Annotated in this window: 17 protein-coding genes; 5 read left to right on the forward strand and 12 right to left on the reverse strand. The window is 34.3% G+C overall.

All coding sequences use genetic code 11. The features are described 5' to 3' along the window. Window positions 1–88 precede the first annotated feature (88 nt). The gene (locus CIT01_07900) at window positions 89–709 is read left to right on the forward strand and encodes a pilus assembly protein PilF (GenBank protein AXV38124.1); all 621 of its coding nucleotides are present in this window, start codon (window positions 89–91) and stop codon (window positions 707–709) included. Window positions 710–741: 32 nt separating this feature from the next. Beyond that, window positions 742–1,530, forward strand: coding sequence for a hypothetical protein (locus tag CIT01_07905; protein ID AXV38125.1), 789 nt, complete (start codon window positions 742–744; stop codon window positions 1,528–1,530). Window positions 1,531–1,999: 469 nt separating this feature from the next. On the opposite strand, the gene CIT01_07910 is transcribed toward CIT01_07905, so the two are convergent. The 3 genes from CIT01_07910 to CIT01_07920 form a co-directional block, all read right to left on the reverse strand. Continuing rightward, a complete protein-coding gene (locus CIT01_07910; protein ID AXV38126.1) occupies window positions 2,000–2,374 on the reverse strand; it encodes a hypothetical protein in 375 nt (124 codons plus the stop codon). 247 nt (window positions 2,375–2,621) lie between these two features. After that, window positions 2,622–3,143, reverse strand: coding sequence for a hypothetical protein (locus tag CIT01_07915; protein AXV38127.1), 522 nt, complete (start codon window positions 3,141–3,143; stop codon window positions 2,622–2,624). After that, entirely contained in the window at window positions 3,140–3,520 is a 381-nt protein-coding gene (locus CIT01_07920; GenBank protein ID AXV38128.1) for a hypothetical protein, read from the reverse strand. The genes CIT01_07915 and CIT01_07920 overlap by 4 nt, the downstream gene beginning before the upstream one ends. Before the next feature lie 273 nt (window positions 3,521–3,793). Between CIT01_07920 and CIT01_07925 the strand changes: the two genes are divergently transcribed. Then, complete coding sequence (locus tag CIT01_07925) at window positions 3,794–4,417, forward strand: hypothetical protein (protein AXV38129.1); 624 nt, start codon at window positions 3,794–3,796, stop codon at window positions 4,415–4,417. 32 nt (window positions 4,418–4,449) lie between these two features. On the opposite strand, the gene CIT01_07930 is transcribed toward CIT01_07925, so the two are convergent. Next, entirely contained in the window at window positions 4,450–5,517 is a 1,068-nt protein-coding gene (locus tag CIT01_07930) for a hypothetical protein (GenBank protein ID AXV38130.1), read from the reverse strand. A gap of 148 nt (window positions 5,518–5,665) precedes the next feature. Between CIT01_07930 and CIT01_07935 the strand changes: the two genes are divergently transcribed. Continuing rightward, complete coding sequence (locus tag CIT01_07935; GenBank protein ID AXV38131.1) at window positions 5,666–7,171, forward strand: hypothetical protein; 1,506 nt, start codon at window positions 5,666–5,668, stop codon at window positions 7,169–7,171. 7 nt (window positions 7,172–7,178) lie between these two features. On the opposite strand, the gene CIT01_07940 is transcribed toward CIT01_07935, so the two are convergent. Genes CIT01_07940 through CIT01_07950 form a run of 3 tightly spaced genes read right to left on the reverse strand, consistent with a single transcriptional unit; the run spans window position 7,179 to window position 10,383 of the window. Continuing rightward, window positions 7,179–7,376: a hypothetical protein gene (locus CIT01_07940; protein ID AXV38132.1), complete on the reverse strand. Its 198-nt coding sequence runs from the start codon at window positions 7,374–7,376 to the stop codon at window positions 7,179–7,181. A gap of 26 nt (window positions 7,377–7,402) precedes the next feature. After that, complete coding sequence (locus tag CIT01_07945) at window positions 7,403–9,472, reverse strand: hypothetical protein (GenBank protein AXV38133.1); 2,070 nt, start codon at window positions 9,470–9,472, stop codon at window positions 7,403–7,405. A gap of 59 nt (window positions 9,473–9,531) precedes the next feature. Then, window positions 9,532–10,383, reverse strand: a complete 852-nt coding sequence (locus CIT01_07950) for an MBL fold metallo-hydrolase (GenBank protein ID AXV38134.1) — start codon at window positions 10,381–10,383, stop codon at window positions 9,532–9,534. A gap of 157 nt (window positions 10,384–10,540) precedes the next feature. Between CIT01_07950 and CIT01_07955 the strand changes: the two genes are divergently transcribed. Continuing rightward, window positions 10,541–11,437 (forward strand): hypothetical protein, encoded by an 897-nt coding sequence (locus CIT01_07955; protein ID AXV38135.1) that lies wholly within the window; start codon window positions 10,541–10,543, stop codon window positions 11,435–11,437. A gap of 129 nt (window positions 11,438–11,566) precedes the next feature. Here CIT01_07955 and bchH read toward each other — a convergent pair whose 3' ends face one another. From bchH to hcp, 5 genes are all read right to left on the reverse strand, one after another. After that, window positions 11,567–15,205 carry a magnesium chelatase subunit H gene (gene bchH, locus CIT01_07960; GenBank protein AXV38136.1) on the reverse strand — a complete coding sequence of 1,213 codons (3,639 nt, stop codon included), beginning with the start codon at window positions 15,203–15,205 and terminating at the stop codon, window positions 11,567–11,569. Between the two features lie 85 nt (window positions 15,206–15,290). Beyond that, window positions 15,291–17,087 (reverse strand): hypothetical protein, encoded by a 1,797-nt coding sequence (locus tag CIT01_07965; GenBank protein AXV38137.1) that lies wholly within the window; start codon window positions 17,085–17,087, stop codon window positions 15,291–15,293. Between the two features lie 253 nt (window positions 17,088–17,340). Further along, window positions 17,341–17,664 carry a cupin gene (locus CIT01_07970; GenBank protein AXV38138.1) on the reverse strand — a complete coding sequence of 108 codons (324 nt, stop codon included), beginning with the start codon at window positions 17,662–17,664 and terminating at the stop codon, window positions 17,341–17,343. Between the two features lie 63 nt (window positions 17,665–17,727). Continuing rightward, on the reverse strand, window positions 17,728–17,931 hold the full coding sequence (locus CIT01_07975; protein ID AXV38139.1) for a hypothetical protein: 204 nt from the start codon (window positions 17,929–17,931) through the stop codon (window positions 17,728–17,730). Window positions 17,932–18,088: 157 nt separating this feature from the next. Continuing rightward, a complete protein-coding gene (gene hcp, locus CIT01_07980; GenBank protein AXV38764.1) occupies window positions 18,089–19,378 on the reverse strand; it encodes a hydroxylamine reductase in 1,290 nt (429 codons plus the stop codon). Window positions 19,379–19,555: the final 177 nt, after the last annotated feature.

Genomic DNA, 19,555 nt, shown 5'->3' on the forward strand with positions numbered 1-19,555 from the left:
AATTTACAGATCATCTAATACTTGCAGATATAGTTACAGATCATCTAAATCGTAGTTAAATCTAAAATTTACCAGATAAGTGTTAAAAATGAACAAATCCAATGATAATGATAATGAAAAACTAGAAAAAGTCAGATCATATTTGAGAGCTGCCAATGAGCATCTTAAAATGGATGAGGTAAGGGCGGCAGTTTACCATTATGATCGAGCAATAGAAGTCGATCCAGACAATTCTCGAATCTGGGACAATCGGGGAGTGGCATTGTCTAGAGCCAAAAAATTCGAAGAAGCACTAGAATCCTTTGAAATATCTTTAGATCTAGATCCAGCAAATTCCAAGGCATGGATCAATATGGGTGTCACTTTAGCTACTCTTAAACGATTTGAAGAGGCTATAAACTCGTTTAACCATGCAATTGAAATAGATGGTGATGATGATGAAGCATGGAATAATAAAGGTTCGGCATTATTTAGTTTAGAAAGGTATGAAGAAGCACTTTCATGTTATGATGAAGCCTTGAGATTAAATCCCAACAATATAATGGCTTGGGCAGGTAAAGGTTCCACCTTAAGATTCATGGATAAGCATGAAGAGGCCATAGAATGTCTGGAAAAATTCATCAGTTTAGCTTCCTCTGAACTCTCACCCCAAGTTGAAGAAGCCTGGTCCATGATATTTAACTTAAAACTTCAGTTAAACAAAGAATAATCAATGTAACTAATCAAATCACGGTTATATTTATGTCTGGGGAAACCAACTACGTTAAGATATATTACAATGATGAAGGTAGTGGTGAAACTGTTTTATTGTTGCACGGGCTTAGTGATAGTGCTGACATTTGGCAAATAATTAAAGGAGACTTAATCCAAGATTATCGCGTAATTTCAATGGATTTAAGAGGACACGGAAGATCAGATAAACCAGAAACTCCTTATTCCATTAAAAAATTCTCCAACGATGTTGAAAACTTATTAAATGCTTTAAATGTGAAAAAAGTGCACATCGTGGGATTTTCATTGGGAGGTGTAGTAGCTCAACAATTTGCACTGGATAATCCCGAAAAAGTTATTTCTCTGATTTTACTGTCAACATTTAGTTATGTGGATGGGGATCTGGAAAAAAACTTTCGAATACTCAGGGACAAACTATTAAATGGAGGCTGTGGATCTTTCTATGATGAAGCCATCAAACTAGTACTTACACCTCAGTTTCTAAATAAACATGAATCAGAATTAGATGCTGGCAGAAAATTATGTTTGGAAATGAATTCTGCCTCTGCATTGATTAATATAATTGATGCACTTATCAGATTCAATTTAAAAAATGAAATAGAATTTATATCCCAACCTACATTAATTATTTCTGGTAAGAATGATATTTTCACACCACCACATTTTTCTCGGCAATTGCACAATTCGATCATTAACTCACAATTAAAAATTGTGGATAATGTTGGACATAATCTGTTGGTTCCTGAAAATATTCCCTATCTATTGGAATTAATATTGAATTTTTTAAATAAACATTAAATAGATAAAAATCAGAGATATTATTCGATTAATATTTAATTTGATCCTTAAAATTATTTAATTTTAATTTTTATTGGTAAATTTGTATAAAATTAGTTTTTAAGCAGCATATCATGCTTTAATATAGAGACTTCCAGAGAAAAGATTTTTTAGGAGGGAAAAAATGGACTCTTTGTCTCTGGAAGTTAAATATCTGGTTTCAACTCGAAAAAAAGTAGTTTTTAATGGTTGAAACCATTTTTATGTATTTAGGGGGGGTGTGATGTGTGCATACTACACACATATATATACTTATCTAAAGTAGTATATAAACTTGATCTTTTCTCAAGAAATATTTAACAAAATAAAGACAGATAAAATGTTTAAACAAATATTACTCAGTAAAAAAAGGTGTTTCATGATTAAATAATATTAAATTCACTTTTTACTATTCTTAATCTTAATAATCCTTTTAAAATTTTATGATAATTTACTTAAAAAATTCACTTAAAGCTTTTTTCAGTTTCTCTAAATTTTCCTTTTTCAAGGGAATTACAATCCTTTTTTGATCATAATTGAATATGAATCTTGAAACTGGATCACCATACTCTACATTCTCTATTTTCTCCAAATAATATTTATTAACTTTGCCTGTTCTTTCTTTTCCCCAGAATTTTTTCCGGTACTCTAAAATAGCTTTCTTGTTAAGTTCCAGATCAAAAGAGTCATCTTCCAGAAATAGGATTACTTCATCTAAATTTTTCTCACAAAAAAGACAGATTTTAGCCTCTTCAGGATTTCCAACACCACATTCAGGACAGATTTGATTAAAAGAAATTATAGGTTCCTCTTTTTCATTAAACACAAAAGCACCATTGCAATATTAATAAAAAAATTTAATAAATTTTATAGGCAATTTTTACCAATTTATATGCCCATTCGTATTTCTATCTTTCATGGTATTTGTACCATTTCTTTTCTTTTTTAGTATAGTATTTAACAATTTTCACATCTTTAGGCTTACTAGTTGTAGTTATACCATATCTGAAGATAACAGTACCAATAGCTCCATTAACCTGGGCTATTTTAATATCCTAATTTACTGCAAGTGTTTATAATGGTTTGAAACTAGGATTTAGACTGTAATTTTCTAAACCAGCAATTACTGGTGTTCCATTAGTTTTTGATACAATATACTTGGTGGTTGTAGCTATCCATGAAGTATCTTTATCATTGTTGCTTTTGTAAATCATGGGAACCATCAAATCGAGCCAGTTAGCAAGTGCCCCATAATCCTGTCCATAATATTTCTTACTTGCTGATATTTCAGCTTTAATAACTGCTGATACAGCCACGTTACTTTTAATGGATTTGACTTTTTGATAAGCTTTACGGACAAAATCAGTTATAATTTCTGCCCCGTGGGGTGTTTGTTGATAGGCAGCACGATTTTTAGATGCAACACCAGAATACCGTACATAATCAAGATGAATACCATTTACGTTATAGTTTTTAGTAACGTTTGAAATAATATTTAGCAAATAATTTTGATAATCAGTGTTGCTGGGGTTAATCCAGCCGGTTGAAGATTTGCTATCATCTTTAAAACAAACTATCCAGGCATGAACTCTTATTCCACTTCCTTTGCCTTATTGATAATGGTACTCAAAGCACTATAATTTATTTCACCCGGAGATCCTTTAGTTAAAATATATATATCAGTAAAACCCTGTTTCTTTAAACTGGCAATGTTAACAGAATTGGCATAGCTGGACCACACCCAGTATCCTTTAGAATTTAAATATTGACTTTTAACAGTAGTAGAAGTTGATGATTGAATTGAATAAGTTTTGTTTAAAGTAGTGTTAGCTTCTGAAGTATTAGTTTCAGTACCAGAATCACTTTTTTCTTGAGCAGGTGGTGGAGATGTATCATCTGTCTGTTCCAGATTATTTACAGTATCTGTTTCATTGACAGCATGGGATAGGTTAAAACTAATCAGAATCCCCATAGTCAATACAGATATAATTAAAATGAGTTCTTTATAAAAGAACCCCCATCACCAAATGGTCAATTACTGGTATGCGTACCCCAAATATAAATATATTTGATCTAAATGTCAAAAAGATTGTTAGATACAGTTTTTATTAGACCTGTTTCATTTTAATACAAGTAAAAATCGGAAAAAATATTATTTAATAAATTATACTCGGATAATATGGGTAATAACTCAAAAATTAAGGGGCCACTTTTTATTGGGAGGAGCTGGCAGGAGTATATGAAAATGTTCAATTTAACCACCTCCATCCTAAAAAAGGGAAAGATTCTGGACTGTGCATCAGGTGCCAGTTCTTTTGCTGCGAAAATGAACCAGCAGGGATATGATGTAACTGCTTTAGACGTTTTATATGATAAAAAACCGGAATATCTGGAGGATAAATGTATAAACCATCTGAACATTCTTGTAGAGGCCTTAAATGATATGGAAAATCACTTTTTATGGGGATATTTCAAAGATTTGGATGATCTTAAAAGACAGAGAACTTTGGTCTGCCACGAATTTGCAGAAGATTATAAACAAAACCAGAAAAAAAGTTATATTAAAGCTGATTTAATTAATATGCCGTTTAATGATGATTTTTTTTCTTTGATTTTGTGTTCACATTTTCTTTTTATTTATGATCACCGTTTAAGCTATGAATTCCATAAAAAATCAATTTTTGAGATGTTAAGGGTGGCCAGGGAAATTAGAATTTATCCCTTAGTTAAAAGCCGTAGTATGAAGTCTGAATATGTTTCACGTATTATGGATGAATTAGGAGATACGGCAGATTTTGAGTTGGTTAATGTGGATTATGAATTTAGAAAAGGTGGTAATGAGATGATGAAATTAATCAAGAAAAATTGATTTTATAACAGATCAAGATATTAAAAAAATTTTTAATCTATTCCATCTTTAAATCTTTTAATAAATTTTTCAAAAGCATTTATGGCATTATAAGCGTTTTTTTCTAATTTATAGGCATACTCTTTTCCATGAACACTTATATTTCTTTTAGCTCTTATTATAGAAATTAATTCTTTAAGCTTATCATAATCATTGAATGGTTGGCAGTTATGGCATTTTTTCAAAATTTGATAGACAGATGGAGGTTCATTTTTAATGATTCCTTCATGAGTAGCTTTATCAAATGAGTCTTTATTAATATAGTCTTTTAAGAAAAATTCATCATAATCTGGTTTTCCATGTAAAAAAGTATCAATTTCGTCTTCGTCTAAACTTTTTTTCATTCTTTTATTAGCTTCTATTTTAAGGAAATTTTCTAAGGCACCATTAATTGCATAAATTGCTTCACGATAATGGCCTCGTAGCTGATAATCCTTAGCATCCATTAATAAAGATTTCCATAATGGAAGATTTTCATTTTTCAGGTATTTTTTCAATTTTTGCAACTCAAAATCAGATAAGTATTCAGGTTGGCTTTTAATACAGTAAATATTTGGATTTTCAATATGTCCCTTGTCTAATTTTTCTATGTCTACAATTAGTTTAAACCGGTAACTGGTTATCATCTTATAAAAAACAGTTTCAACCCAGTATTTACCAGAAACAATTCTATATCTTTCAATAAAATAGTTTAAAGCATCAATACTGTGTTGTAATAATTCAGGTATTGTACGGCAAGGGGATATAATGTTCATCTCAACTAATGTGGAGGGATCAATATGCTTTCCAATATAAAGCGTCACCAACGAACGGTTAACTATCCCATATTTGTCCTCCATAATTTCCATAAATTCTGATTCGGCCTTTTTAAAAGGGTTAAGAGGACTTTCAATCAATTTGAAGGTTATAATATGTTGAATATTTTTGTAAATAAATTTGATGGGAACATCCTCATGGATTGTAATGGGTGAGGGAATTTCAATTTCAACAATAGTCCAGTTCTTATTTTTTCCCAGTATTTCAAGGTTTGAAACTTTATTTTCACTTTTATTAAAGCTCAAATTAATCAACCTGATCGTACATTTTAATAAGTCTTTGTAGACAATTTTTATATTAATCTGTTCTGCTTAAAATCATTATCAATAAAGATATTAATAACTGAAAATAAAAAAAATATTATATAATCTTTAAATTTCGGGGATATTTCATATGACGGGCTCAGAAGAAGAAAAACTTTATGATAAACGTTGGTGGGCTTTAGGCGCAATCTGCATACCACTGATCATAGTTAGTATTGACGGTACCATCCTTAACGTGGCCTTACCTACTATTGCTACAGCATTACATACCACATCTGCCCAGTTGGTCTGGATTAACGCAGCATATATCATAATTTTTGGAAGTACTATTCTGCTGGGAGGATCACTAGGAGATAAATATGGTCGTAAATGGGCGCTTTTAATTGGTATGATCATCTTCGGCGCCGGATCCTTTGGGGCAGGATTATCTACTAATCCCCTCACCTTAATATTAATGCGGGGTATTATGGGTATTGGGGGAGGACTGCTTATGCCTGCAACATTGAGTCTCATTACCAATATATTCCCTGATAATGAGCGACAAAAAGCCATAGGAACCTGGGCTGGAATGTCAGGTATTGGAGTTGCAGTAGGACCTTTAGCAGGTGGTGTGATTTTAACCTACTTCCATTGGAGCTGGGTATTCTATGTGAACATCCCCATTGTAATCATAGGACTAGTGGCCATATCCTTACTAGTACCACACTCAAAAGCTTCTGAGGCTCCTGCACTAGATTTAAAAGGAGCTTTAATATCATTTATAGCATTAATGAGTCTGTTTTATGGGATAATCCAGGGTCCGGAGATAGGATGGTTAAATATAAGTGTTATATTTGCGTTCATACTTTCTGCAGTTCTGGTATATCTATTTATATGGTACGAGGGACGACTCAAACATCCGTTACTGGATATTAATTTTTTTAAGATCCCTGAATTTAGTTCAGGAGTAATCTCCATAGCCATATCTTTTTTCGCTCTTTTTGGTCTGATTTACATGTTAACACAGTACCTTCAATTTGTACAGGATTTTACTCCGTTCCAAGCAGGTTTAGCTCTTTTCCCATTCGCATTGGTCCTTCTATATGGTTCTCCTAAAATACCATTGTTGGTTAATAAATTTTCTAAAAGAAAAGTTGTAATTGGTGGATTTATCATCATGGCAGCGGGTTTATTTTTATTTGGAATAGAAAGAACCAGTTCTACCTATTTGATTGTTCTAGTTGGTCTTATTCTGGTGAGTCTGGGGATGACCATGGTACAGGTTCCTGCATCAGATGCGATAATGGGTTCTATCCCCCGGGATAGGGCTGGACAGGGTTCAGCTACCAATGCAGCTATAAGACAGATCGGGTCATCATTTGGGATTGCCATAATTGGTTCAATATCCCAGTCACTCTATGTCCTAAAATTATCTGGATCACAGATTCTACAGAGTTTACCCCCTGATCTAGCAAGCAGTGCACTTTTAGGGATCCCCCGGGCAATCAATATTGGCAAAGAATTAGGAAACTCAGGAGATGCACTTATAAATGCAGCATCCCAGGCATTTGTATATGGTATGGACGTAAGCTTAATATTGACGGCTTTTATTGCAGTTGCAGGGGCGCTTATTGCTCATAAATATCTTCCTGAATAGTTTAATATCAATAAAGCCATGAAAAAATAGATCCCATCATAACTTTATTGTATTCATCTTCCAAACCAAATTCATTTAACTCTTGATTTTGTAATCTCAAGATTTGTAATGAGAAGAAGAGCATAATGACTGTTACAAGAATGGTGAAATTATCCGAGCTATGGGGAAAAACTCCCCAAGCGACCAAATCGATAAAAATTCCCATTATACATTAAAATCTAAAAATGGTAATTAAAACCTTTTTCCATACTCTAATTCTTTGAATTTAATACAGAATGTTGTTCCATTTTTACTCTCAAAAGTTAATTTACCATCAAGCTGCTGAATTAGGGCTTGAATCAATTTCAGTCCAAATTTTTTGATGGAATCTATATCACTATCTTTAGGTAAACCCACACCATCGTCACTAACCATTAAAATCAAGTTTTCATCAGAATCTATCTCTAGTTTAACCATGATTTTACCTTTTTTATCAGGGAAGGCGTGTTTTATTGAATTGGATACCATCTCATTAATTATAAGACCTAATGGTATGGCCGTTTCCAGGTTTACTTCAATAGAGGGTACCTCAATTTCTGTTTCGATAGCATTGCTTACTCCATAAGAGTAAATTAGATCTTCTACTAGATTTTGAACATATTGTGATAAACCAATATGTGAAAGATCATGTGATTGGTAAAGATTTTCATGGACCAGAGCCATAGAGTGTATCCTGTTCTCAGTTTCTTTGTAAAGACTGACCAGTTTTTCATCAGAAACTTCGGCAGACTGAAGCGATATGAGACTGGATATTATCTGCATATTATTTTTAACACGGTGATGTATCTCTCGAAGAAGTGCTTCCTTCTCTTTTAAAGAAGATTTAATCTCATTTTCTGCTTTTTTACGATCAGATATGTCGATCAGGGATACTAAAATTCTTTCAGTATTGGGTATATTATTAAATGTCGCTAAGAAATCCCCTATCTCTCCTCTTTTATTCTTTAATTCTAATTCATAGGTTTCGGGAATTTTGCTAATTTTTCGTTCATTTAATATTTTATTGTGATAATTCCATATTTTATCATTATCAGGATAGGCAATCAAATCAATCCAATTCATTTTGGCTTCTAATTTTTTTTCAAAGAAACCGAAAACATTTTCAAATTCTTTGTTTACCAGAAAAACATTCAAATCTTCATCCAGTATTAACATTGAAGTTCCAGTATTTTCAAAGATATTTCGGTATCTCTCTTCACTCTCTCTTAATTTATATTCAGATTTTTCAAGAGAATCAAATGTTTCATTGATGGATCGGCCTAGATTAGCTAATTCATCATCACCTTCTGCATACACTCTTTTTGATAGATCATCGGTTTCACCTATCTTTACAACTCCGCTTACTATTTTTTCCAGTCGGTTTAAAATGTTTTTATCCAAATAATATAAGGTCAAGACTCCAAATAAAAGTCCCAACAATATAAGGGAAGCAATTAAGTAGATAATACTGCCCTGATAATCTTGATAAATTACTCTTGGTATTTCAGTTTTTAAAATAAGAGCAGGATTTCCATAAATATCATTTAAAGAAATGTATCCTGCAATAGAATTTGGCCCTAGTGCCTGTACAAATATAGGATTAGTTGTTGTAAGTGAAAAACGCGCTTTTTGGAAATCAGGGGGCATATTAGAATCATTATAATTTTCTAATGACACAGAACTATTAGTTATATTTGATAAACGGTTTAATTCAGTTTGACCTAAAAAACGTCCCATTATAAGGGTCCCTTGGGCAGGGCCGTCACCAGAACTGGTTAAAATCGGTTGAGAACTGATGATCATAGGGCCGTACTGGGTTATGATAATCCCTGCTGTACCTTCACTTGAATTACTGCCAATAAGAGGATCGTCAGATGATAACGTTCTATTAAGATTTGAAGGAAAGCTAATTTCTTTATTTTCTTCCAAATTAACGGCTTTTCCATAAACAATCTGCCTATCCTTATCCAAAAATAGTATGAGGTTAACATTTAGACGTTCAAATGTTTCGGGAAGCACGTTATTTTCAACAAATCCAGGGTAATCGCCTCCGACAAATGAGTAGGTGTCATCCCATTCGGCCCAATCCATATTTATTTTCTTTAAATTGGATATTTCATTGTTTAAAGTGTAATTAACATCTGTAACTTCTAAAGATGTGTATTGTTTTTCATGTTCATTGAATGTATTGAGAAATATGGTTTGCGAAATAACAAATAAAACCAAAATTAAGGTCATAAATAAAATTCCAATTAACATTAATGTTTTGATCCTTAATTTCATTTTAACCTCGCTTAATATCACAAACCTAATAATTATTTGGATTTTAGGTTATACTCTATTTAAATATGCTTAAGATGTGACTTTAGTGATCTGTAAATTAAAGGATTAGCTGCTGATTCTGGCAAAGCCAACTCTTTTAACACATATTTACACAGTTGGGATGCATCTATCGACTCATTTTCTTTTTTAAACTCAGAAACTAGTTGATCTATGTACTCCAAATATTCAATACTATCATCTATTGATTTTTGAGCTTCTTTAAATGTTTTAGGGTTATCCCACGATCCTAGGACGAAATCAATATTTTCCAGATCCTTTAACTTCTTAAGGGTATCAATTGATTCATTAAAATCGTCATAAATAGGCATTTCACCGGCAACAGGTAGGGCATCCCCTGTAAAGAGGACCTTCTTCTCTGGAATTATTAGTGAAATAGAGCCAGGGGAGTGCCCTGGAGTATGGATAACCTCTATATGGAGATTTTCTTCTAATTCAATAACATCATGATCTTCCAGGGCCATATCTACCTTGACTGATCCCTCAACCAGTTCATGAAATCCTGGTACAGGCCGTTCCCTAAACTGTTTTTCTGTATCTTCCAGCCAGGATGTTTCTTGGGGATGAATGGCAATAGCCAAATTGGATACTTCTTTTAAAGATTTAGTAGCTCCAATGTGATCAGGATGCGCGTGGGTATGGATTATAAGGGCCAAATCTTCACAATTTTTCCCTGTTTTTTTTAGATAACCGCAAATTAGTTCTTGAGATGATGAAACACCACTGTCAATAAGATATACTGCTTCTTTGCCATAAATTAGGTAAACATAAACAAACCTATCAAGTAGAGCACCAGTTTCCATCTTTATTTGGAATGGTATTTTTATGGCATGAACTTCTTCATTAATTTTCATTTGTATTCCTCTGAACTCTAAAAGATTTAGGATATAAATTATTTAAATATTAACTAAAATCTAACAGTAAATTGGTATTGATTCCACCACTATTAAATAGTATAACCTTAATCGAAATAAAAAAGAAAAATAAGTTATTATCTAAAAAAGGGATTTTATGAATAATTATGAAGCTTCGGAAATGTTAAACATAATAAATCAACAATTTTCTCTACAAAAAGAAAATATTGACGAGTTACGCCGGGATTTTGAAGAATTTTACCTCAAATTCAGTTCCAATCAGGTACTTGAACTGGAAAACTACTGTATTAACCACATTCATTTCTACAAAATAAAAGCCAACAATACAAAACCAGATTATGCCATCCTATTCTTTCATGGGGGCGGTTTTAATATGGGTTCTACCAAAAGTCATCTAGATTTATGTGGAAAATTATCTAAAGCATCAGGACTTAGTGTTTTCAGTCCAGATTATCGTTTGGCTCCAGAACAACCGTTCCCAGCTGCAGTTGACGATTGTTTAGACTCATATTTATGGCTTGTAAAACAGGGGATGGAACCTTCCCATATTATTTTAGCTGGTATATCAGCAGGAGGAACTCTAGCCTTAGCCACATTACTATCTCTTAAAAATAAAGGCCAGAAACTACCAGCTGCAACAGTTTGTATGTCACCTGCAGTGGACATGCTCTTTCCAGGTGATTCAATAAAAACCAATGAAGACAATGATTGGATCAGTAAGGACAGACTGGACAGGGTAAGAGAATTCTATCTCGAAGGAGAAGATCCCAAAAATCCCCTAGTGTCTCCTATTTATGCTGATTTGGAGGGTTTACCTCCAATATATTTGCAGGTGGGAGGCCATGAAATACTCAGGGACAGTATCTACAAATTTTACAATAAAGCATCTGATTCGGGCGTTGACATTTCTTTAGAAGAATGGCCTGAAATGTTTCACTGCTGGCAGATCTTTTCTTCCAGTTTAAATGAGGGCCAAGAGGCTATTGAAAGTGCAGGTGAATATATAAAAAAAATAATCCTTTCAGCTTTTTAACAGGTTTGTGATTATTTTCATTGATATTCATTGTTTGTCACATTGTTTTTTCTTAGGCTTTTGATAATGTTATATATAATATATATCCTCTAGAAGAAGATAATATAAATAATGAAGTTAAAAGCAATATTATTCCAGATTTGACTCCATATTTATTATTAAATTCCTCAACTCCTTTATTTTTTCTTCGTTTGTTCTCCAGTAACCTCGTTTTTCAGTTTCTAGCAATGTTTCTCCCATTTTCACTGCAGCGTAAGGATTGTTTTCTTGGATTTTCTTCCGCATGTCATCATCGAAGAGAAGTTTATCTGCTGCTTCATCAAACAGCCAGCTTTCCACCTGATGAGTTGTTGCAGCAAAGCCTAAAAGATGCTCTAAACTATTTTGAACCTTTTGTGCACCATGAAACTCATGTTTTAACATTCCTTCTATCCAGTTAGGATTTAAAAGACGGGTTCTAGTGGCTCTTTGTATGGTTTTTGCTAAATTTTCAACATGTATTTCCTCTTCGGTGCTGTCTACCACCATGATCTCTACCTGTTCACCTTTTTGACTTTCTATAGTACTGGAAAGACCTCCCAGGAATTCGTAGTAATGGTCCAGATCTGTAACTTCATATTCACTGTTATCTCTTTCCTGGCTGACCAGATCTACTCCTTCCATGGCACTATTAAATGCTTTCACATTTTCCTGAGCTCCATCTTCCTGATAGACATAGCACATGCTTTCTCTGTAGTTTTCTACTAATTCTTCTTCTTTTTGCCAGTTTCCATTTTCCACCAGTGACCTTATACTGGTGGCGTATTCAGTTGGAGCAGGGCCGAATACTCGTGCCAATGCCAGATTTCCAAGTTCTTCCTGATCCTCTAAATAATGCTGTCTTACATAATTTTTTCCTGAAGGTTCCTCAAGATGAGCTACCATACGCACGGCCCTATTTATCCACTCTATATGGGTGGCAAGGGTATCCCTGAAAATTCCGCAAATGGTGACGGTAACATCTATTCTGGGCCTTCCAATCTCATCTAAGGGTATTATTTCCAGATTTTTAAACCATGGCCCCTTTTGGTGTTTAATTCGAACGCCCATTAAGGCCAGTATAGTAGCCAGGGAATCACCCCCTGTTTTCATGGTTTCAAAGCCCCAAAGAACAATTCCCACCCTTTGAGGGTATTGTCCATACTTCTTATGATACGAGTCCAGCAACAGTTCAGCAGCTCTTTGACCCCTAATTTCAGCAGTTACAGTAGGTATCTGACGGGGATCAAATGCATACATGGCTTTACCGGTGGGATAGACATCCGGATCTCTTATTGGGTCACCACCCCTGCTTGGCGTGATATAACATCCATCCAGAGCATTTAAAAGTCCTTCTGCTTCTTTTGAGTTATCAATATTACTTGTTATTTCATTGATATAATCTCCATATCCTTCTGGAAGCCAAGGTGTAGCCACTCCATTTATTACATCTTCTATAATCTTTTTTGCCCTATTTTCGACTTTAACAATCATGGGAGTGTTTTTTACATTTTCCCAGATTAATCCTTCATGTTGGGCCTGTAATTTTAGGATAGAAGGGTATTCTCTATCCATACGAAGAACTCCAAGCAGATAATTAATGAGATCTTCGCCCTGAATTTGCCTATTCATAATATGAAATCCATTAGGTATGAGCTTTCTTTTCATTTTATAGATTTCATGACTTATTTCATCAATTTTAGGGGGTATATGAAGTTCATCTGCTATTTCAAAAATTAAATTCTTTGTTTTTTCATCTTTTTCTTCCATATACTGGTTTAAAAGCTCTTCCAAGGTTAAATAATCTTCATACAATCCCGAAATTTTCATAGGTGGTGATGCATATGATATGCACTGGGCATAACTGCGTCTTTTTGCTATAGTGGATTCTGACGTGTTTCCCACCCAGTAATAATAAATGTGGGGCATTGTTCCAATCAAAAGATCAGGGAAACAACAAGAAGAGAGACCGACCTGTTTTCCGGGGGTGAACTCCAGAGTTCCATGCATTCCAAAATGTAATAACGCATCTGCACGAAATATTTCCTCCAGAAAACAATAATATGCCAAGTACTGATGGTGAGGTGGTAAATTCTTGTCATGATACGAATTTGCCAGATCTTCATGAACTCCTCTGCTGGGCTGTACTCCTAAAAAGACATTACCCAAAGAAAATCCCGGGAGAATAATTTCATCTCCTTCAACCATAATATCACCTGGTGGCTCACCCCAATTTGAAATAACTGATTTTTGCACAATTTTAGGGAGTTGATTAAACCATGAAATATAATCTTGAGTTTTAAACCTTAGACCAGACTTTTGGTGATATTTAGGATTATTTACACCACCTTCCTCCAGGAAAAGATCCTTAATCTTGCCTTCAGGAAGCTTTATCTGATACCCTTTATCATGAAGTTTTTCCAGAAAAATCCCTAAACTGGAAAAAACATCGAGATAGCCACTAATGCCAAGATTTTCCTCTCCAGGAGGATAATTATAGGTTAAAATAGCCAGATGTTTATATTTGTTTTCTTTTTTTCTTAATGTCAACCATTTTCTAATCCTTGCAGCCAGTTTTTCTATTCTATCTGGCAGAACCTTGATAAATTTTACCCGCCCCATTTCTGGATCTATCACAGTTTCCAGGCCAGCTATAAAAATAGGTTCAATTCCTCCATCCAGTTCTGGTAGAGTTACTCCCAAAATAATTTCCAGTGGATTGAGTTCATATTCCTGCTTTTTCCATTCATGTACATTGGTTTCATAGCCCCTGAGGCCTATGATGTAAGGCGCATTCTCTTTCTGAAAGTAATGGATTGTGTGTTTAGGGTTTCCTCCCAGTGGTCCTCCATTTATCTGGAAATACTGCAGGTTGATGAAGAGGTCAATATCCTGTAAATACTTGTTGATAGTCTTAATATTATCCTCCACATTGGAGAATACAACTAAAATATTGGCATCATCTCGAAGATGTTCATAGATGGCCTCAGCCAGTGGTCTGGTGTCGTCAAAATGCATTCCACTATAAAATAGTACTCCTATACTTGGTTTTTCAGAGTTGTAATCTATTTTCTCTTTATAATCTTCCAGATCATGATAGATACCTTGATAGGGAAGGTAAAGTCCGTTTGATGGGTTTTGAGCTGGATCATCAATTTTTTTCAGACCATCAATATCTGTGTAATTTTTAAGGAGGAACAGGAGAAAATTTTTCAGGTTTTCAGATTCACTCTGACGGTAATATTCTCTGGCCTGAAGCCAGTGTTTGACATCTTCCATAACATCTTGATCTAGAAGTTCCTCTGTTTTTTCCCGTAGCTCATTTTCCTTACTTTTTTGCAAGTACTGGTCAAAGTTAAGTCCTTTTTCATGGAAAACTTGTAGGAGATCTAAACCTTTAAGTTTACCCATAGAAAGTAGATGAATCAATGGACTGGGCCCAAAAGCTAGAACGACCACGGTCTTGTTTTTTCCTTCTAAAAGACCAGGAAGTTCCCGAGTTAGGCGAACATCACCCATAATTTCTATTATTATTATATCAGATTCATTTATACTCTTTACAATATCATCCAGCGGCATGGCAGGATCTTCATACTCTTCCAAGTATATCTTCCTGATCTGCAATAGATCAGTGTATTGTTTTTTGATCTTATCTATTGCTTCTTTGAGAGAGAGGGTGTTGTTAATGGTTGTTATGGCAAGTATTTTCTTCATAAAAACTCTTCCTCCATTTAATGTTTTTTTACCCATCAAAAAAAATCCAATTGGTTCAAATACATTTTATTAAAGATATTAAATCCTCTGCTAGTTCCCAGTTTATCCTTTTAACTGTTTTTTATATTATTTCTTCCATGTAGAAATGAGGTGCATTGAAAGTAGAGGATATATCTTCTAAAATCCTAATACTACGTTTTTTACTTTCTGCATTAACAAAAACCAGGTTTATACCATTCACCATATTTTCAATTAATTTTAAATCATTTTCCAGGTTTTCTTCAAGGAAAACATTTCCTCTACCATCGCTGATAACGATTATGGTGGGTGTGGCTCTTTTTTCTTTACTGGCCATCTCAAGGGCCTGATAAAGAGCAGGTGTAAGAGGTGTTTTCCCTCCAGTAGGTAATCCTTCAAGAGATTCTTCTATCCTGTTTAAATTAGAGGTAGGATGTGCCAGTACTTCAGCTTCATCGCCTCTAAAAGCTAATAATGCTACTTTGTTCTTTTTTTCATACGATTCTTTCAGTAAAAGCCAGGAAAGACTTTTAGCAAATCCTATCTTTTTATCCAAACGCATAGATGAAGAAGAGTCAAGTAATATGATATAAAGCGCTTTGCCTGTATTGACTCGAATTTTCTCCATTATATGTTCTGGAAGAACCACAAATTTGCCTATTTCTTTACTTTCTCTGGCAGCCTTACGTACTGTAGCATCCACTGCAATATTTCGAGGTTTCCTACTTTCTCCGGCTTTAAAGTACATGCCCCTGTTACCTGTCACTTTAGAGCTATTTTTACCTTGTAAAGCATCCATAGCTTTCTGTCTGGTTATATTTTTTTTGAGATTGTAGTTATGGTCTATTTCAAAGACTTCTTCCTGTGGTTCGTTCTGCAAAAGAGTTTCTACGATTTCCGGGGTGAAAACTTCTTCTTTTTGAAATGGGAGCTGTTTAATCCGGTGGGGCAACGCCATTAGAGCAGCTTCCTTTATATCATTCGTATTGACTTCTTTCCGGTTATCCAATGCTGATAACACCTTTGAAGTTTTTTCCAGTACAATATCTGCCCTGTGGGTTTTGATTCCCAATTCAGTTGTGATTTTCACCATTTTTTCCAGCATTTCCAGAGACACATGAACTGTAGGTAAAATTTTTTGGGCATTTATTATTTCTTTTTCAAGCGTTTTCTGTTTTTTTTGGAATTTTTTTTCAAAATTCCGGGGTTTCTGGTCAAATTCTCGCCGATACTTCATTATTTTAAGGCGTTCCTTCTTTAACTCAAGGGCCCGGATCTCAACAGATAATCCAAAACGATCCAGTATTTGGGGACGCAGTTCGCCCTCTTCAGGGTTCATGGTCCCAATCATTATAAATTTGGATGGATGATAAAGTGATATTCCTTCCCTTTCCACGATGTTGACTCCCATTGCTGCACTGTCAAGGAGTATGTTCACAAGATGATCATCTAAAAGGTTGATTTCGTCAATATAAAGAATATTCCGATTTGCCCTGGCAAGAATACCGGGTTCTAAAGCTTTAATTCCTTTTTTAATAGCTTTTTTAATGTCAATAGTGCCTATAACCATATCTTCAGTGGCTGATAAGGGCATTTCCACGATTTCCATGTGTTTTTTCACTGAAGGAAGTCTTCCATGTTGTTGATATTTCTGCTGACAGGATCTACACATGAGTTTTTCATCCTGTGGATGACAGTTAAATGGACACCCTTCAACGATCTGGATCTCTGGCAGAATATAAGAAAGAGATCTGACTGCAGTAGATTTTCCTGTACCCTTATCCCCTTTAATAAGAACTCCACCAATATAAGGATCAATAGCATTTATCAACAAGGATTTTTTAAGGGTTTCCTGTCCAACTATGGCCGTGAAAGGAAAAATAGCAAATTTATGATGCATACATAGATCACCATCGTTATGAACTAACACTTTAAACTTTAATACTTTTTTTAAATTTTATTTTATAAATATTCAAGTTTAGTTTAAAAATGTAGAGTATAAAAAGTTTTCTCTAATTATCCAAAATCAGTATTTTTGAAATAAATGAGCCTATTGTGATATTATTCAAAATTAATAATGCAAAAATTAAGGATTACATAAATATATTAAAAATAAGTTATTTAAAAAAATAAAAGACGAATGAGTTACTGTATCAGGATTTTATCATAGTTAATATCATTTTGTATTTTTGGACAGCATGTAGGGCATGGGGAATATTGGCAGGCATAATAATCATATTTCCTGCTTTTAAATGATTTTTATCACCGGCGATGGTAATCTGGGCTTCACCATCAATAATCTGAACCATGGCATCAAATGGGGCTGTATGTTCGCTTAAGCCCTCGCCTTGGTCAAAGGCAAATATGGTGACAGTTCCAGTTTCTTTTTTTATAATTTCATTACTTACTACTGCTCCTTTCTGATAATCTATTAAATCTGCAATTTTAATAACTTTAGATAGTAATTCCTCTTTCATAATATCACCTACAACTACCTACAACTTCTTTGATAATATATTTCTTTCACTGAACATCTAATATTATTTTTTTAGTTTAATTCCACAATCGAAACAATATTCTGTTTCGCGATTGGTTTTGAATACCTTTCCACATCCCTTACAGGTCACCTGTTTTAGTTCAGTTTTTTTATCTACTACATCCAGTGAACATGCACATTTCCAGCCCATTTTACCTTTTAATTGGGCTTCAAATTCTTTATCTATTTTTCCTGAATTTTCAACCATATACTCACCATTTAAAAATTTATTTTACTTACTTAATGAGTTTTTCATTTTAGATTCAACATAGTATAATGTTATGCCCTAAAAATTTTGTTTAAAAAATGAAAAAGGTGGTATGCCTTTTGGAGAAATACCTTTTTTTTCGGATTTGTTTATTTAACTAACTTCCCATTATTTCTTTAATATCTTCTTTAGGATCGCCGATTGCTTTTAAATCATAGTTTTCAACCAATACCTTCAATATGTCGTCATTAGCCCATCCTGGGAGTATTGGGCCAAGATAGATTCCTTTCAGATCTAAGGCCAGCAGACTCCATAATATAGCTACTGCTTTTTGTTCCATCCAGCTGCATACTATGGTTAATGGTAGTTCATTTAATTCTACGCCGAATAATTCAGTTAAAGCCACGGCCACATCAACTGCAACAATGGCATCGTTACATTGTCCCACATCGATTAGTCGTGGTACTCCTTCTATATCTCCAAGATCAAGGTCATTGAAACGGTACTTACCACAGGCTAAGGTTAGGACCACAACATCTTGGGGTAAGTTTTCTACAAATTCAGTGTAGTATTTGGCATTAGGGTGAGGGGAGTCGCATCCACCTACTAAAATGAATCTTTTTATTTTTCCAGCTTCTACTAATTCTTTAATTTTAGGTGCTAAAGATAGTATGGTTGATGCTCCAAATCCAGTAGTTAAAACTGTATCTCGAGGTTCTTCTTCCAGGTCTCCCAGTTCCAGCGCTTTTTCTATTACTGGTGTAAAATCATAATCTTCTAGGTGTTGAACTCCTGGTAATTCAGCTACGCCGCTGGTAAACATTCTATCTTCGTATTCACTTTTTGGTATTAATACGCAGTTTGATGTTCCAAGTATTGCTACAGGATATTTAGAGAAGGTTTCTCTTTGATCAAACCAGGGTCCTCCTAACTGCCCTACCAAGTGTTTGTACTTTTTCAGTTCAGGATATCCGTGGGCAGGTAATAGTTCTGAATGAGTGTAAACATTTATTCCTTTTCCCTCGGTCTGTTTTAGAAGTTCTTCCAATGCTTTTAGGCTGTGTCCGGTGGCTATTATTCCAGGGCCTTTTACTGCACCTACTGGTACTTCAGTTGGAACTGGCTCGCCATAAGTTTCGATGTGTGCTTTTTTTAGAAGTTGCATGGTTTTTATGTTCATTCTTCCTGCTTCAAGGGCCAGTTCTACAAATTTTTGCGGGTCGAAGTTTACATTAGTTAATGTTGAATAAAATCCTTTTTCCAGAAAGGCATCTATTTCTGGGTCACTATATCCTAATTCTCGGGCGTGGTACAGGTATGCTGATATTCCTTTTATGGCAAATAACAGGTTATCCTGCATGCGAGCCACGGTTGGTACTTTTCCACATACACCTCTAATGGTACATCCAGTGCCTCTTGCAGTTTGGGAGCACTGGTAACAAAACATGTCTAATCCTTCTTTATTCATAATATCTCTCCCTTTTTAATTTTTCAACGAATTAATTTGGATATCCAAGATGTTAATTGTTCGAATCATCTCGAACATTCTATTATCTTCGAACAATACTATAAATAATTTTTGGTTTATCGGCTTTGTTGTTCGACTTATCTCGAACATTCTTAT

It is taken from the genome of Methanobacterium sp. BRmetb2 (genome assembly GCA_003491285.1).
Taxonomy (GTDB): domain Archaea; phylum Methanobacteriota; class Methanobacteria; order Methanobacteriales; family Methanobacteriaceae; genus UBA117.

Excerpts from the sequence above, each read along its gene's own strand:
- CIT01_07900 (AXV38124.1), top strand. The coding sequence starts at position 89 with ATGAACAAATCCAATGATAATGATAATGAAAAACTAGAAAAAGTCAGA.
- CIT01_07905 (AXV38125.1), top strand. The coding sequence starts at position 742 with ATGTCTGGGGAAACCAACTACGTTAAGATATATTACAATGATGAAGGT.
- CIT01_07920 (AXV38128.1), bottom strand. The coding sequence starts at position 3,520 with ATGGGGATTCTGATTAGTTTTAACCTATCCCATGCTGTCAATGAAACA.
- CIT01_07925 (AXV38129.1), top strand. The coding sequence starts at position 3,794 with ATGTTCAATTTAACCACCTCCATCCTAAAAAAGGGAAAGATTCTGGAC.
- CIT01_07935 (AXV38131.1), top strand. The coding sequence starts at position 5,666 with ATGACGGGCTCAGAAGAAGAAAAACTTTATGATAAACGTTGGTGGGCT.
- CIT01_07940 (AXV38132.1), bottom strand. The coding sequence starts at position 7,376 with ATGGGAATTTTTATCGATTTGGTCGCTTGGGGAGTTTTTCCCCATAGC.
- CIT01_07945 (AXV38133.1), bottom strand. The coding sequence starts at position 9,472 with ATGAAATTAAGGATCAAAACATTAATGTTAATTGGAATTTTATTTATG.
- CIT01_07950 (AXV38134.1), bottom strand. The coding sequence starts at position 10,383 with ATGAAAATTAATGAAGAAGTTCATGCCATAAAAATACCATTCCAAATA.
- CIT01_07955 (AXV38135.1), top strand. The coding sequence starts at position 10,541 with ATGAATAATTATGAAGCTTCGGAAATGTTAAACATAATAAATCAACAA.
- bchH (AXV38136.1), bottom strand. The coding sequence starts at position 15,205 with ATGGGTAAAAAAACATTAAATGGAGGAAGAGTTTTTATGAAGAAAATA.
- CIT01_07965 (AXV38137.1), bottom strand. The coding sequence starts at position 17,087 with ATGCATCATAAATTTGCTATTTTTCCTTTCACGGCCATAGTTGGACAG.
- CIT01_07970 (AXV38138.1), bottom strand. The coding sequence starts at position 17,664 with ATGAAAGAGGAATTACTATCTAAAGTTATTAAAATTGCAGATTTAATA.
- CIT01_07975 (AXV38139.1), bottom strand. The coding sequence starts at position 17,931 with ATGGTTGAAAATTCAGGAAAAATAGATAAAGAATTTGAAGCCCAATTA.
- hcp (AXV38764.1), bottom strand. The coding sequence starts at position 19,378 with ATGTTTTGTTACCAGTGCTCCCAAACTGCAAGAGGCACTGGATGTACC.